This is a genomic window from Pseudomonas sp. NIBRBAC000502773 (assembly GCF_006517195.1).
GTDB lineage: Bacteria > Pseudomonadota > Gammaproteobacteria > Pseudomonadales > Pseudomonadaceae > Aquipseudomonas > Aquipseudomonas marginalis.
The window spans coordinates 4,985,258-4,998,736 of sequence record NZ_CP041189.1 but is presented as its reverse complement, the minus strand read 5'-3'; the positions used below and the strand labels follow the sequence as shown (position 1 = coordinate 4,998,736).

General features: G+C 62.7%; 17 protein-coding genes. 7 read left to right on the top strand and 10 right to left on the bottom strand.

Annotated features, from left to right (window positions below):
- Positions 1 to 79: 79 nt before the first annotated feature.
- The 3 genes from NIBR502773_RS23160 to NIBR502773_RS23150 are packed head-to-tail and all read right to left on the bottom strand — an operon-like array spanning position 80 to position 2,429.
- On the bottom strand, positions 80 to 991 hold the full coding sequence (locus NIBR502773_RS23160) for a biotin-dependent carboxyltransferase family protein (protein WP_108574005.1): 912 nt from the start codon (positions 989 to 991) through the stop codon (positions 80 to 82).
- A complete protein-coding gene (pxpB, locus tag NIBR502773_RS23155; protein WP_141157032.1) occupies positions 988 to 1,692 on the bottom strand; it encodes a 5-oxoprolinase subunit PxpB in 705 nt (234 codons plus the stop codon). Before pxpB ends, NIBR502773_RS23160 begins: the two co-directional genes overlap by 4 nt.
- Positions 1,689 to 2,429: a 5-oxoprolinase subunit PxpA gene (locus NIBR502773_RS23150; RefSeq protein WP_092356644.1), complete on the bottom strand. Its 741-nt coding sequence runs from the start codon at positions 2,427 to 2,429 to the stop codon at positions 1,689 to 1,691. Before NIBR502773_RS23150 ends, pxpB begins: the two co-directional genes overlap by 4 nt.
- Before the next feature lie 175 nt (positions 2,430 to 2,604).
- Between NIBR502773_RS23150 and NIBR502773_RS23145 the strand changes: the two genes are divergently transcribed.
- Positions 2,605 to 3,519, top strand: coding sequence for a LysR family transcriptional regulator (locus tag NIBR502773_RS23145; RefSeq protein WP_092487986.1), 915 nt, complete (start codon positions 2,605 to 2,607; stop codon positions 3,517 to 3,519).
- 59 nt (positions 3,520 to 3,578) lie between these two features.
- Here NIBR502773_RS23145 and NIBR502773_RS23140 read toward each other — a convergent pair whose 3' ends face one another.
- The 3 genes from NIBR502773_RS23140 to NIBR502773_RS23130 are packed head-to-tail and all read right to left on the bottom strand — an operon-like array spanning position 3,579 to position 5,473.
- Entirely contained in the window at positions 3,579 to 4,121 is a 543-nt protein-coding gene (locus NIBR502773_RS23140; RefSeq protein ID WP_027604263.1) for a DUF2937 family protein, read from the bottom strand.
- Positions 4,122 to 4,132: 11 nt separating this feature from the next.
- Positions 4,133 to 4,909 (bottom strand): class II glutamine amidotransferase, encoded by a 777-nt coding sequence (locus NIBR502773_RS23135; protein ID WP_141157031.1) that lies wholly within the window; start codon positions 4,907 to 4,909, stop codon positions 4,133 to 4,135.
- Positions 4,910 to 4,939: 30 nt separating this feature from the next.
- Positions 4,940 to 5,473 carry an MFS transporter gene (locus NIBR502773_RS23130; protein WP_141157030.1) on the bottom strand — a complete coding sequence of 178 codons (534 nt, stop codon included), beginning with the start codon at positions 5,471 to 5,473 and terminating at the stop codon, positions 4,940 to 4,942.
- A 24-nt stretch (positions 5,474 to 5,497) separates the two neighbouring features.
- Between NIBR502773_RS23130 and NIBR502773_RS23125 the strand changes: the two genes are divergently transcribed.
- Together NIBR502773_RS23125 and NIBR502773_RS23120 are read left to right on the top strand one after the other, a co-directional pair.
- Entirely contained in the window at positions 5,498 to 7,540 is a 2,043-nt protein-coding gene (locus NIBR502773_RS23125) for a S9 family peptidase (protein WP_141157029.1), read from the top strand.
- A gap of 69 nt (positions 7,541 to 7,609) precedes the next feature.
- Positions 7,610 to 8,083, top strand: coding sequence for a cyclic nucleotide-binding domain-containing protein (locus NIBR502773_RS23120; protein ID WP_027604267.1), 474 nt, complete (start codon positions 7,610 to 7,612; stop codon positions 8,081 to 8,083).
- Here NIBR502773_RS23120 and NIBR502773_RS23115 read toward each other — a convergent pair.
- Positions 8,080 to 8,358 carry a hypothetical protein gene (locus tag NIBR502773_RS23115; RefSeq protein ID WP_027604268.1) on the bottom strand — a complete coding sequence of 93 codons (279 nt, stop codon included), beginning with the start codon at positions 8,356 to 8,358 and terminating at the stop codon, positions 8,080 to 8,082. The genes NIBR502773_RS23120 and NIBR502773_RS23115 overlap by 4 nt on opposite strands.
- Positions 8,359 to 8,436: 78 nt before the next feature.
- Here NIBR502773_RS23115 and NIBR502773_RS23110 point away from each other — a divergent pair, with 78 nt between their 5' ends.
- Positions 8,437 to 9,123 carry a spermidine synthase gene (locus NIBR502773_RS23110; RefSeq protein WP_141157028.1) on the top strand — a complete coding sequence of 229 codons (687 nt, stop codon included), beginning with the start codon at positions 8,437 to 8,439 and terminating at the stop codon, positions 9,121 to 9,123.
- A gap of 38 nt (positions 9,124 to 9,161) precedes the next feature.
- Here NIBR502773_RS23110 and NIBR502773_RS23105 read toward each other — a convergent pair whose 3' ends face one another.
- On the bottom strand, positions 9,162 to 10,082 hold the full coding sequence (locus NIBR502773_RS23105) for a ParB/Srx family N-terminal domain-containing protein (protein WP_141157027.1): 921 nt from the start codon (positions 10,080 to 10,082) through the stop codon (positions 9,162 to 9,164).
- A gap of 106 nt (positions 10,083 to 10,188) precedes the next feature.
- Between NIBR502773_RS23105 and NIBR502773_RS23100 the strand changes: the two genes are divergently transcribed.
- The 3 genes from NIBR502773_RS23100 (at position 10,189) to NIBR502773_RS23090 (ending at position 11,618) form a co-directional block, all read left to right on the top strand.
- Positions 10,189 to 10,563, top strand: a complete 375-nt coding sequence (locus NIBR502773_RS23100; RefSeq protein ID WP_141157026.1) for a YajD family HNH nuclease — start codon at positions 10,189 to 10,191, stop codon at positions 10,561 to 10,563.
- Between the two features lie 169 nt (positions 10,564 to 10,732).
- Entirely contained in the window at positions 10,733 to 11,200 is a 468-nt protein-coding gene (locus NIBR502773_RS23095) for an RNA methyltransferase (protein WP_065938927.1), read from the top strand.
- Positions 11,201 to 11,267: 67 nt separating this feature from the next.
- Positions 11,268 to 11,618 (top strand): DUF2892 domain-containing protein, encoded by a 351-nt coding sequence (locus NIBR502773_RS23090; protein WP_027604272.1) that lies wholly within the window; start codon positions 11,268 to 11,270, stop codon positions 11,616 to 11,618.
- Positions 11,619 to 11,642: 24 nt separating this feature from the next.
- On the opposite strand, the gene NIBR502773_RS23085 is transcribed toward NIBR502773_RS23090, so the two are convergent.
- Both NIBR502773_RS23085 and NIBR502773_RS23080 read right to left on the bottom strand, forming a co-directional pair.
- A complete protein-coding gene (locus NIBR502773_RS23085) occupies positions 11,643 to 12,863 on the bottom strand; it encodes a hypothetical protein (protein ID WP_141157025.1) in 1,221 nt (406 codons plus the stop codon).
- Positions 12,864 to 12,876: 13 nt separating this feature from the next.
- On the bottom strand, positions 12,877 to 13,326 hold the full coding sequence (locus NIBR502773_RS23080; RefSeq protein ID WP_003172524.1) for a YcgN family cysteine cluster protein: 450 nt from the start codon (positions 13,324 to 13,326) through the stop codon (positions 12,877 to 12,879).
- Positions 13,327 to 13,479: the final 153 nt, after the last annotated feature.

Genomic DNA, 13,479 nt, shown 5'->3' with positions numbered 1-13,479 from the left:
GGATGAAGCCATTCAGGTTTTCATGACTGCGCTAAAGCCGCGAAGACGACAAACACTGGCACTCCCGTAGGAGCTTTCTTTACAGCGCAAACCGGCGCAGATACTCCACATGCTGCCGATGCGCCATATCCTGCACCACCGGTACCAACCTCAGCTTTTCTCCCGGCAAACACTGCGCCAGCCGCGCCAGCGCCAATGGCGTCAAGGCGCCCAGGCGCGGATAGCCACCGATGGTCTGGCGATCATTGAGCAACACGATCGGCTGCCCATCCGGCGGCACCTGGATGCCACCCAACGGAATCCCTTCGGAAATCAGCGACGGCCCCTGGTATTGCAAGGGCGTGCCCAGCAAGCGCATGCCCATGCGGTCGGCGCGACTGTCCAGGGCCCACTCGGTGTTAAAGGCATCGAACAGGCTCTGGCCGCTGAACAGGCCAATTTGGGCGCCGACGATCACCTCCAGCGGCGCCTTGGCCGGCAAAGCCTGCTCGCTCAGCACTTTCATCCCGCCGCCGGTACCGGAGTAGCCCAGTCGCCCGCCTTCAACCAAGGCCTTGCCGAAACCGTCCGGTCCGCCCAGCGCCTCACGTACCACCGTTGCGCAGCTGCCCAGCACATCCGGCGCATCAAACCCGCCGGGGGCGGCCAGGTAAGCCCGCGCGCCGCTGAAGGGCTGGGTAAAGCGCAGGCGCTGGCCCTTTTGCAGGATAAAACTACGCCCGGGACTGATCGCACGTTCATCGATATACGCCCCCAGATCCGCCCCGGCCAGCGCCAACAGGCAATAATCCTCGGCCTGCACGGTAAAGCCACCGAGAGTGATTTCCACCACCGGCGCGTCCAGCGCATTGCCCAGCAGCCAGTTGGCCCAGGACATCGACACCCAATCCAGCGCGCCGCCCTGGGTCACGCCCAGGTGGCGCACGCCAAAACGACCGGCGTCCTGCAGCAGGCACAGCGGCGTGCTGGCCTCGATGATCAAGCGGCTCATGCCTGCGCCTCCAACGGCGTGTCATCGCCACCCAAGTTTATAAATTCAGCGTGGCTGACCGATTCAAAGCGCACCGTGTCACCGGGCTGCATCAGGCTGTAGCCGTCGCGCTCGCGATCGAACAGCTTGGCCGGCGTGCGGCCGATCAGGTTCCAGCCACCAGGGGACACCACCGGATAGGCAGCGGTCTGTCGCTCGGCGATACCGACACTGCCGGCCGCCACGCGCTGGCGCGGGGTGCTCAGGCGCGGTGTGGCGAGGATTTCATCCACCAACCCCATAAAGGCAAAACCGGGGGCGAAGCCGAGGGCGAACACCTGGTATTCGTGGGCGCTGTGGCGGCGGATCACGTCGTCGACGGACAAGCCACTGCGCCGGGCCAGCAACGTCAGTTCAGGGCCGACACTCAGGTCGTACCATACCGGCAGCACATGGCACTGGCCGCTGCCCTGGGCCTGGGGTTGCAGGTCGGTCAGCGCCTGGTCGATCAATTCCCGCGCCTGGGCCGGGCTCAACGCCGTGAGGTCGTAATGCACCATCAAGGTGGTGTAGGAAGGCACCAGATCCACCAGGGCTGCGCCAAAACCGCTGCGCAGGCGCTCGGTGGCAGCGAGCATCCACGGCATATTGGCTTCGGCGATCACCTCGAACAGACGCACCATCAGGCAGTCGATCGCCACCACTTCAATCCGTGGCTTCATGCTGGCTTCAATGCCTCGCGGATACGCTTTACGGCGGCGACCGAGCTGGCATTGTCGCCATGCACGCACAGGGTATTGGCGCGCAATAGCAACGGGCTGCCGTCACTGGCGGTCAGGGGTTCGCCACGGGAAAGGGTCAAGGACTGCTGGACGATGACCTCTGGATCATGGTGCACCGCCCCCGGCAATTGACGTGAAACCAGATGGCCGTTGGCGTCGTAGGCACGGTCGGCAAAGGCCTCGAACCACAGGATCACCCCGTATTCGTCGCCCAGTGCCTGGGCCGCGCTGTTGTCGCGGGTCGCCAGCAGCATCAGCGGCAGGTCGCCATACGCGGCCACGGCCTCGATCACAGCACGCAGTTGCGCCGGGTTGGCCATCATGTCGTTGTACATCGCGCCATGGGGCTTGACGTAACTGACACGCCCGCCCTGGGCACGGCAGATGCCGTCGAGGGCGCCGATCTGGTAATGCAGCAGGTCCTGGATTTCCTGGGGGGTGTAGGCCATGGAGCGGCGGCCGAAGCCTTGCAGGTCCTGGTACGCCGGGTGTGCGCCGACCTGTACACCGTGCTTGAGGGCCAGGCTGACGGTCTTGCGCATGATGCTCGGATCGCCGGCATGAAAGCCGCAGGCCACGTTGGCGCAATCGATGAACGGCATGACCTCGGCGTCCAGACCCATGGTCCAGTTGCCGAAGCTCTCGCCGATGTCGCAATTCAATAGCAGACGGCTCACGCTGGTTGCTCCTGTAGGCTTTGTTTTTTTGTAGTGTGGGATTTTTTACGCAGAACTCGCAACTTGTCCTGACACCCCAACGGCGCTTATCGTGGAATAGCCTGATTTTTGGCGTTTGCCCGGTGCGGCGTCCAACTAATAAAAACCGATCCATGCATAAGAAAAAGTTGATCCCATGAATTTGAAGTTCCTCGAAACCTTCGTCTGGGTGGCCAAGCTCAAGAGCTTCCGCCTGACTGCGGAGAAGCTGTTCACCACCCAGGCCTCGATTTCCAGCCGCATCGCCGTGCTGGAAAGCGAGCTGGGGGTAAAGCTGTTCCTGCGCGACTCCCGGGGCGTGAGCCTGACCCCGGAAGGCTTGAAGGTACTCGACTATGCCGAGCAGATGATGGTGACCATGCAGGGCCTGAAACAGTCCCTGGAAACCACCAGCAGCAAGGTCGGGCGCATTCGTATCGGTGCGATGGACACGGTGATCCACACCTGGCTCAGCCCGTTGGTGGCGGAACTGATGGACCATTTCCCATTGGTGGAAATCGAATTGGTCGCCGATACCGCGCTTAACCTCAGCGATCAGCTGCAAAAAGGCTTTCTCGACCTGATCCTGCAAACCGACCTGCTGCGCCTGGAAACCGTGCGCAGCCTGGAGCTGGCCAGCCATCCCATGGCCTGGATCGTCGCCAGCCAGTCGATCTACAACCGCGACTACGCCTCCCTCGCCGAACTGGCCCAGGAGCGCATCATCACCTACTCGAAAAACTCCCACCCGCACCAGGACGTCATCAGCCTGATGCAAGCCAACGGCGTGGCCGCGCCACGGATGAACTGCGTGAACTCAGTGTCGGCGATTACCCGGTTGTTGCGCGATGGCTTCGGGATTGGTGCACTGCCGCCGGTGCTGGTCAGGGAAGAACTGGCGCGTGGCGAATTGGTGATGTTGCCGATGGCGCAGAAACTGCCGAACCTGCAGGTGGTGGTGTCGTGGCGCGTGGGGGTGGAATTGGTGGAGGAGATTGTCGGGCTGTGCCAGAAGGTCGTTACCCGCTATGCCGAGGAAGTCGGCGAAGAGCGGATGGTGCTGAGCAACTGAATAAACCGGATACAAATGTGGGAGGGGCAAGCCCCTCCCACATTAGACCGAGGTGTGGGTTAGAGACCTTTCAGGTCCCGTTCTTCGATTGGCCGGCTTTGGCGCAAGCGCTTGCCACCCAGCACCACCCAGTCGATCAGGCGGAACAGGCACTCCAGGCCAAACGACAGCAGCATCGCCCCGCCCAGGCCCCAGCCCATGGCTTCGGGGGTCAGCAGGATCTGGTAGCTGTAGCCGTTCCAGGTCTCCAGGCGGATATCCGGGTCGGCGGCCACCGCCACTTGCAGGGCGCGGATGTACCACGGACCTTGCATGGCCTGGAATTGCTTGTCCAATGCCACCTGGCGGTCAAGCATGGCGCCCAGGCTGTTGGCGTCGCTCTGGAACACCGGGTCGTCGCTGGCGCGGTAATGCGCCACCAAGGCCTTCAAGTCACCGTTGAAGAACTGCCGCGCGGTGGTTTCAAACCCGCTCAGGCCGGTCTGGGCCTCAATCAGGTGGGCTTCGACGCGCTTGGCATAGTCGTTGATAAACCCCGGCACTTGCACGCCGACCAACAGGCCAATGGCAAACAGCACCAACCGCAGATAACTGAGCAACATGGTCGATATCCTTACTCGGTAACGCCCTGGCTGACGCATTCACCGCGTCGCCACAGGCTCCATTGGCCCGGTTCGTAGCGGGTCCAGTTTTCGTTGTCGGTCAACGGCTCGGTGGCGATCACCGTCACCACATCATTGGGGGTGGTTTCGGCCTGAAAATCGACGATCACGTCGACATCCTTGAGGCGTGCCGGACCAAACGGCGCACGCCGGGTGATCTGCGCCAGTTTGCTCGAGCAATAGCAAAACAGCCAGTCACCGTCGCTGAGCAGGCAGTTGAACACACCCTTGCTGCGGTATTCGGCACAGGCGGCGATCAGGTCCGGCAGCATCTGTTCGATGTCCACCGGCTCGGGGAAGGCCTCGCGCACGCGGTTGAGCAGGTCGCAGAAGGCCGCTTCACTGTCGGTATCGCCGACTGGCCGATAGAACGTAGCGCGGGGGTGGAAGTCCGCCAACTGGCCGTTGTGGGCGAAACACCAGTTGCGGCCCCACAGCTCGCGCACAAACGGGTGGGTGTTGGCCAGGCTCACCTTGCCGACGTTGGCCTGGCGGATATGCCCGATCACCACCTCACTCTTGATGGGGTAACGCTGCACCAGCAAGGCGACTTCCGACTCGCTGCTCGCGGCCGGGTCCTGGAACAGGCGCAGGCCACGGCCTTCGTAGAAAGCGATGCCCCAGCCGTCGCGGTGGGGGCCGGTACGCCCACCGCGCTGCATCAGCCCGGTAAAACTGAACACGATATCGGTGGGGACGTTGGCACTCATGCCCAATAATTCACACATGCCAGGGCTCTCGCTGCAGGGCGGACAACGTTAAAGGCGCGGTTCGACCCGCATACCGCTCACCGGTGCAGGACGACGGAAAGGCTCATCGTCTTCATCCACAGGCTCGGCGGCCAAGGCGGCGTCGGTGGCGGCCTTGCGCTCACGGCGGGCGTTGGCGGCGCGCTCGATGGGCCAGCGGATCAGCACAAACACGAGGTACACACCAAAGGCGATCATGGTGTACATGAACAAATCGGAAATCGCCCGCCAGGCGTTATTGCCGACCTTGAGCACCAGGTCCAGGGCCGTGATGGCCACGGCCGGCGCGAACTGAGTCTTGACCGGGTCGACGATGGTCGGGCTCAACAACAGCACGGCCATCAGCAATTGCAGCGGTTCGCGCAGCCAGCGCCAGATCCAGCGGGTCATGCGCCACCACACCAACAGGCAGCCCAAGGCAGCGAAGGCGTAAAGGCCCCAAGCGGTCAGATAGTCGTTCTCGGTCATGGTGTCCATGGCAAGGTAGGCAAACAGGCGGCTATGATAACGGCTTTTGCGTGTCGCGGCTGCAATGCCTGCCACCTTCCGCCAGACAGAGAGTGCTCCATGCCTTCATCGACCGCCCCGATTGCCCGTAAAGCCCCAGGCCAGGACCCGTACGCCTGGCTGCAAGAGCGCGACAGCGTTGAGGTCCTTGATTACCTGAAGGCCGAAAATGCCTTCCAGGAAGCCCGGCTCGCCGACCAGCAGGCCCTGCGCGAAACCCTGTTCGAGGAGATCAAGGGCCGCATCCTCGAAACCGACCTGTCCCTGCCCTCCCCCTGGGGCCCGTACCTGTATTACACGCGCACCACCGCCGGTGACGAATACGCACGCCACTACCGCTGCCGCCGCCCGACCGGCGACGGCAACCAGGTGGACGACAGCAGCGAAGAGCTGTTGCTGGACCCCAACGTGCTGGCCAACGGCGGCTTCTTTTCCCTCGGCGCATTCAGCATCAGCCCCGACCACCAGCGCCTGGCCTACAGCCTCGATACCAGTGGCGAAGAGATCTACACCCTGTTCGTGAAGGAATTGGCCACGGGCAAAGTCAGCGAACTGGAGTTCCAGGATTGCGACGGCAGCATGACCTGGGCCAATGACAGCCTGACCCTGTTCTTCGGCGAGCTGGACGACACCCACCGCCCGCACAAGCTGTATCGCTACCGCCTGGATGGCACGGCGGCGCAGGAAGTGTTCCATGAGCCCGACGGCCGGTTCTTCCTGCATTGCTACCGTTCCAGCTCCGAGCGCCAGTTGCTGCTCTCGCTCGGCAGCAAGACCACCAGCGAGGTCTGGGCGCTGGATGCCGACCAGCCGCACCTGGACTTCACCTGCCTGGCGCCACGGGTCGAGGACCATGAATACGATGTCGACCACGGCCAACTGAATGGCGCGTGGACCTGGTTTATCCGCAGCAACCGTGATGGCATCAACTACGCCCTGTTTGTGGCGACCGACATTGGCGACGTGCCGACCGAGGATGAGTGGCAGAACCTGATTCCCCACAGCGATGACGTGATGCTCGACGGCGTCAGCCTGAACACCGGCGCCATGACCCTGAGCCTGCGCATCGGCGGCCTGCCGGTGATCGAAGTGCATCCCCAGGGCTTGTCGCCCTATCGCGTGGAGCTGCCCGACGCCGCCTACAGCCTCTACGTGCAAAACAGCCTGGAATTCGTCAGCGACAAGATCCGCCTGCGCTACGAAGCCCTGAACCGCCCGGCCCAGGTACGCCAGCTGGAACTGGCCAGCGGCGCGCAGCAGGTGCTCAAGGAAACCCCGGTGCTCGGCGTGTTCAATGCCGATGACTACGTCAGCCAGCGCCTGTGGGCCACCTCCGCCGATGGCACCCAGGTGCCGATCAGCCTGGTGGTCAAGCGCGACCAGCTCGGCAAGCCGACACCCTTGTACCTGTATGGCTACGGCGCCTATGGCTCAAGCCTCGACCCGTGGTTCTCCCATGCACGCCTGAGCCTGCTGGACCGTGGCGTGGCCTTCGCCATTGCGCATGTGCGCGGCGGTGGCGAACTGGGTGAAGCCTGGTATCGCAATGGCAAGCAGGAACACAAGCAGAACACCTTCAGCGACTTTATCGCGTGTGCCGAACACCTGATCGCCGAGGGCCTGACCACCTCCAGGCAACTGGTCATCAGCGGCGGCAGTGCCGGCGGCCTGTTGATCGGCGCGGTGCTCAACCAGCGTCCGGAGTTATTCCAGGCGGCGATTGCCGAAGTGCCGTTTGTCGACGTGCTCAACACCATGCTCGACCCGGAATTGCCGCTGACCATCACCGAGTACGACGAGTGGGGCAACCCCGAAGAGCCTGCGGTGTATGAACGCATCAAGGCCTACGCGCCGTACGAAAACGTCAGCGCCCAGGCCTACCCGGCCACGCTGGTGATCGCCGGCTACAACGACAGCCGCGTGCAGTACTGGGAGGCGGCCAAGTGGGTGGCCAAGTTGCGCGCGACCAAGACGGACGACAACCTGCTGTTGCTCAAGACCGAACTGGGTGCCGGCCATGGCGGGATGAGCGGTCGTTACCAGGGATTACGTGACGTAGCACTCGAATATGCATTCGTGTTCAAGGCGCTGGGGCTGGTTTAAGGAACTTAGCGGGGCGGTCCTGTCTGAACATTCAGACCGCCTCCTGATTGATGGACCAAGATTGCAGCCATGGCACTCCCGACTTTAATGAATACCGAAATCCGCGACATGCTCATGGACTGCGGCCTGTTCGACCCGTTGTTGCCGGAAGACTTCTACGTCGCTGCCGGCTACTTCAACATCAGCAGCATTGCCGAGGGCGAGGTGATTTTCCTCGAGGGCGATGCCGGTACCTTCATGTGCATCATCCACAGCGGCCAGGTGGCGGTGCAGAAAACCAACCACACCGGCCAGCGCCTGACCATTGCCACCCTGCGCAGCGGCCGGGCCTTTGGGGAGATGGCCGTGCTTGACGGCGAGCGGCGCTCCGCCAGTTGCGTGGCCGCCAGCGACTGCGTGTTGTTGAACCTGGGCAAGGACGCCCTGGAAAAGATGCTCAATGAAACGCCGCGTGTGGCGGCGAAGATCATCCGCGCAATCGCCATCGCGTTGTCCAAGCGCCTGCGCATGGCCGATGGGCAATTACTCTCCCAACAGTTTTAACCGCCGGGGGTCTTCGGCTTGCTGTCGTTCTGCTGCAGGCCGGGCACCGTCTGGTCCTTGGGCGGTGTCGGCAACACGATGGGCACCAACGGCGGTGAGCCGTTCGTCTTCGGCACGGCCGGCGGGGTGATCTGCGGATACAGCGTCGGCGTTGGCGTGCCCGGTGCGCCGGGGCTAGGTGCCGGCGCCACCGGTACGGTTTGCAACTCCTGAGCCTGCGCCGCACCCAATGCGAGCGCGCTCAACACAATGACCGTTAGAATGCTGCACTTCATCGATGGCTCCATGGCCTGACCGGAATGTCGTAAGGCTACTCCCAACCGCGCAAGAATGCCCTTCCCAATGAGATTTCCATGAAACGTTTCGTTCTGCTGGACACCACCCCGATCCCCGACAACGGCGGTGCCTTGTGCCTGTTCGAATACGGTGAAGACTTTGTCATCAAGATCCAGGGCGGTGACGGCGGCCAGTTGATGAACACGCGCATGCACGGCTCCGAAGACGCGCTGGCGGAAATCCCTTGCCGCAAGGTCGCGGGGCGCCCGGGCTCACGGGTATTGATCGGTGGGTTGGGCATGGGCTTCACCTTGGCCTCGGCGCTCAAGCACCTGGGCAAGAGCGCCGAAGTGGTGGTGGCGGAACTGGTGCCCGGTGTCGTGGAGTGGAATCGTGGGCCCCTGGGGGAAAAGTCCGGCCGCCCGCTGCTGGACCCGCGCACGGTGATCCGCATGGAAGACGTGGCCAAGGTGCTGCAGGCCGAGCCCCAGGGCTTTGACGCGATCATGCTCGACGTCGACAACGGCCCCGAAGGCCTGACGCAGAAGGCCAACAGCTGGCTCTATTCCGCCGGTGGCCTGGCTGCCTGCGCCAAGGCCCTGCGGCCCAAGGGCGTGCTGGCCGTGTGGTCCGCCAGCGCCGACAAAATGTTCAGCGACAAACTGCGCAAGGCCGGTTTCAAGGCCGAGGAAGTGCAGGTGTTTGCCCATGGCAACAAGGGCACCCGGCATACCATCTGGATAGCGGAGAAGCTCAAGGGCTGAGCACGCTTCCCAAGCCCCCTCCCACATGTTGATCCCTGTCAGTTGTGGGATTTGCGGTAGTCGATCACGTACGGCACTTTTTTGTCGAAGGTCTTCTCCAGCTCATCGCGGTCCAGCCGGGTCATGCCGCCCAGTTGATGGGCGGTGAAACCGCTGTCACCCACCTGTGAGCCCGGCGCCAGGCTGACCATGCGCTTGGCGACCGCTTCGATAGCGTCCTTAAAGCCGCCTTTCTTGTTCAGGTTGTACTGGCCCAGATCAATCTGCGTGCGCAGCCAGTTACCCCAATAGAACTCCAGGAACTCCGGTGCGATCTCGCCGCCATCCGGCTTGCCATAGGCGGCCTTGCGGGTGAAATACACCAGGCTGCGGAAGGTGTCGTCCTGCAGGTTCTTGAAGCCCAGGTGCGCCGGTAGTTGTTCCGGCGGCAGGGCCTGGCCCTGGTTGTCCTTGAGCCAGACCTTGCGGGCCGCTTCCATGCGCTGCCAGAAGCTCGCCATGTTCGGGCTGTTGCTGAAGTCGTCGGTGACCTTGACCCACATCTTCAAGCGCGGGCCGCCGCCAGGCACTTCCCACAAGGTGGTGAAACTGTGGTGACCGTCGGTCAGGTACAGTTGGCCGGCGGGGCCGACCACCACGGTTTTCATGTCCTCGGGGTGGGTGCCCACCGGGTCCTTGCAGGTGAAGCTGTCGGGCTGGTGCAGGTCAGCCTTGCTGGGCACCTTGTCGGCCTCGCCCTGGCCGTTGGTTTCGCAGTATTCATCGAAGACCTTGGCGGGTTTGTCGGCGAACAGGCCCAGGCTGTAGTAGATCTGGTCGAAGCCCACCACCGCCTGGGTCGGATGCAATTGTTCAAGGGCAACTTCGATCACTTGCCCGGGCTTGGGCGTCGAGAACGCCTGGGCCTGGAGGGTAACGACACACAGTAGCAGTGCAACAGTCCATGAAAGCAGACGCATGTTTTTCAGATCCTTATGAGTAAAGTAAATCGATCCCAGCGGTCATTTGCGACGCAAGCGGCTAGAATCAACGCTATCCGTGACCACCAAACAGCCAGGAGCCATGATGAGCTCGACCAACCCGCCCTCCCACACCGCCAAGCTGGACCGCATCCTTGCCGATGCCCAGCGCGACCGGGAAATGGGCTACCGCGACAAAGCCCTGAAGATGTACCCCCACGTGTGCGGCCGCTGCGCCCGTGAGTTCGCCGGCAAGCGCTTGAGCGAACTTACCGTACACCACCGTAACCACAATCATGATGACAATCCCCAGGATGGCTCGAACTGGGAGTTGCTGTGCCTGTACTGCCACGACAACGAACACTCGCGCTACACCGACCAGCAGTACTTCGGCGAGGGCTCCACCAGCAGCCCGACAATCGCCAAGGCCACGCATAACCCGTTTGCGGCGTTGGCGGGGTTGATGAAGAAAGCCGACTGAAGAGTGTCGTTGCCTGTCCTGGCCTCATCGGGAGCAAGCCCCCTCCCACATTTTGAGCTGTGAACAAATTTCAAATGTGGGAGGGGGCTTGCTCCCGATAGCGTTACCCCAAGCAATACACCAGCTTCAGGCCGTATAATCGCCGCTTTTCTCCAAGGCACCCCTTCCCGTGGGCAATAAACGCTACAGCTGCATCGGTCTGTATAACCCCAAATCCCCCGAAAACGTTGGCTCGGTCATGCGTGCCGCCGGCTGCTACGGCGTGGCCTCGGTGTTCTACACCGGCGTGCGCTACGAGCGCGCCCGGGACTTCATCACCGACACCAAGAAGGTCCACCACGATATTCCGCTGATCGGCATCGATGACCTGAAGAAGATCCTGCCCCTGGGCTGCATCCCGGTCGCCGTGGAGCTGGTGGACGGTGCCCGACCGCTGCCCGAATACACGCATCCCGACCGCGCGCTGTATATCTTCGGCCCTGAAGACGGGTCCCTGGATAAAGACATCCGCGACTGGTGCGAAGACGTCGTGTACATCCCCACCACCGGCTGCATGAACCTGGCCGCCACCGTCAACGTGGTGCTCTACGACCGCATGGCCAAGGGCAACAACACCCGTTCGGGCCCCAAGTACTGATCTTTTGGGAACATCCGGCGCCTGCGCGCAGTCAGCTGCATACACTTGACCTTGTTGGAGACAGATCATGAGCGACAGCACAACCTTGCGACCTATCATCGAACACACCCCCTTCCAGAATCAGCCCACCCAGAACGTGCACGGCTGGGAACGTATCGGCTCGGTGGCCGGTGGCGTGATGATGGTGGGCAAGGGCCTGCGCCGTGGCGGGATTTTCGGCCTGATTCAGGTGGCGATCGGCGGCGTGGCCCTGGCGCGCGGCTTTACCGGGCACAGTGCGCTTAAAGACAAGCTGGAACAGGGCCGCCAGGAAATGAACAGCGTGCGCACGAAGATCGAACGTGCCGGTGCAGAGCTGAAAAACCTGAAGACCAAGGCGGAAGTGGCGGCTGAGAAAGCGGTTAAAACCACTGGTTAGATTCAAATGTGGGAGGGCTAAGCATCAGCGTAAGAGTTTGGAATCGAGCACCACCGACGATTCGCCGATGATGCTCTCCGCCAACTGCACGAACTCCGCAGTGGTGATGCTGTTGGCGCGCATCACCGCCTGCGCGAGGTCATCCAGGGAGCGCTTGTTGTGAGTCTTTACGCGGATCTCGCGATCCAGCTCCTGCAACACCACCACCGCCCGTGACACCGTCGCACCGCTGACGTGGTCGCCGCGCAGGCTGGTCACGTCCTTGCCGTCCCTGGTCAAGCGCGCCTGTATCGCCTGATAGCGCTCATCGGTCACCCCGCCGGCACGGCGCACCAGCTCAATGGCGTAGTACTCCGCCAGCCCCTCGCTGATCCAGTCACTGGTGTCGTGGTCGTTGAAGCGGCCAATCGCCTGCACCACTTCACGAATCAACGGGCTGCTGCCGTTCTCGCTGACCAGCGGCGTGCGGCTGTTGAGGTAGATCGAGTCGCGCGCCGAGACCGCACCACGGCGCATCGGATCGCTGGCGCCCACCACCAGCAGCTTGGCCGGATGACGTGGGAACGCCGCTTCCACCTGCGGCCAGACAAAGGTCAGCAGCGTCAGCACATCCATCCGCCGCATGGCTTGCCCCTTGGGCGAGGCGATGGTCACTTCGGTCTCACCCAGGCGCACGCGGCGGCTGCCCAGGGTGCCGGCGAGCATCCAGCCGGTGGGCCGGTCAAACAGGCGCGAGACGTTGTCGATGCGGAACTTGTTCTTGCCGATGCGCGGCCAAGCGGTTTCGATGCTTTTCCAGCCGGCCGGCAGTTCGAACACCAGGCGCGAGACCAGTTCGACACCATCCTGCTGGTCGAGGCGTGCGGGCGGCACCAGATCTTCGCCGCGAAACAGCGCCCAGCTCGGAGTCATCCGCGCTTCATAAATACCCGGTTTGCGCGCGTGGCTCAGGCGCACCCGATAGGTCAGGCTGGCCTTGCTGGCGCTGGGTTGCCACAGGCCGCGTTGGTCATTGACGCTCCACTGGCCATCGGCCTTGAAGTCGCTGTAGTCGCCGGTGCGGCCCAGGTCGAAGTTCAGGCTCCGCACCGCCGAACCCTGGGACAGGCTCACCCGCACCTCGGCCTGATCGCTCTGGGGCAGCAGCTTGACGTGATAATCCAGGTCGACTTTCTTCGCGCACCACGCAGGCATGCTCAACGCCAGCAACACCAGGCTTGCCGCCAGCTTGGTTCCCGCCCTCATACACACTCCTTGCTCAGCCCGCGCGAAAGATCAGGTAATCCTCCCAGTCGTCCTCGGGCACGCTGCCTTCGCTGAGCATGCGCCCGGACTGGGAAATGCGTTCGTGGTGCACGGCATCGCGGTCGCCGCAGACCAAGTGGTGCCACAACGGCAGGTCCTTGCGCTCGCTGACCAGGCGGTAGCCGCAGGTGGGCGGCAGCCATTTGAACTGGTCGGCCTGGCCCGGGGTGAGCTGGATGCAGTCAGGTACCGAGGCACGGCGGTTGGGGTAGTCGGTGCATTGGCAGGTTTTCAGGTCCAGCAGCTTGCAGGCGATGCGCGTGTAATAGACGCTGTTGTCGTCTTCATCCTCAAGCTTTTGCAGGCAGCACAGGCCACAGCCGTCACACAACGACTCCCACTCCTCCTGGTCGAGGTGTTCAAGGGTTTTGCGTATCCAGAAAGGTTCGACTTTGGCGGCCATGGCTCTACATCGGTATCGGTAGGTGAAAAGGCCGCCAGTCTAGTGCCCAAGGCCCCTGGGGCCAAGCGCTTACGACTGTCGGTATGACAAGACTTGTCAGTCCAGCGGGGGCGCAGTAGCTTTGAGCGCCGAATTGACGATCAGGAGCTGCCC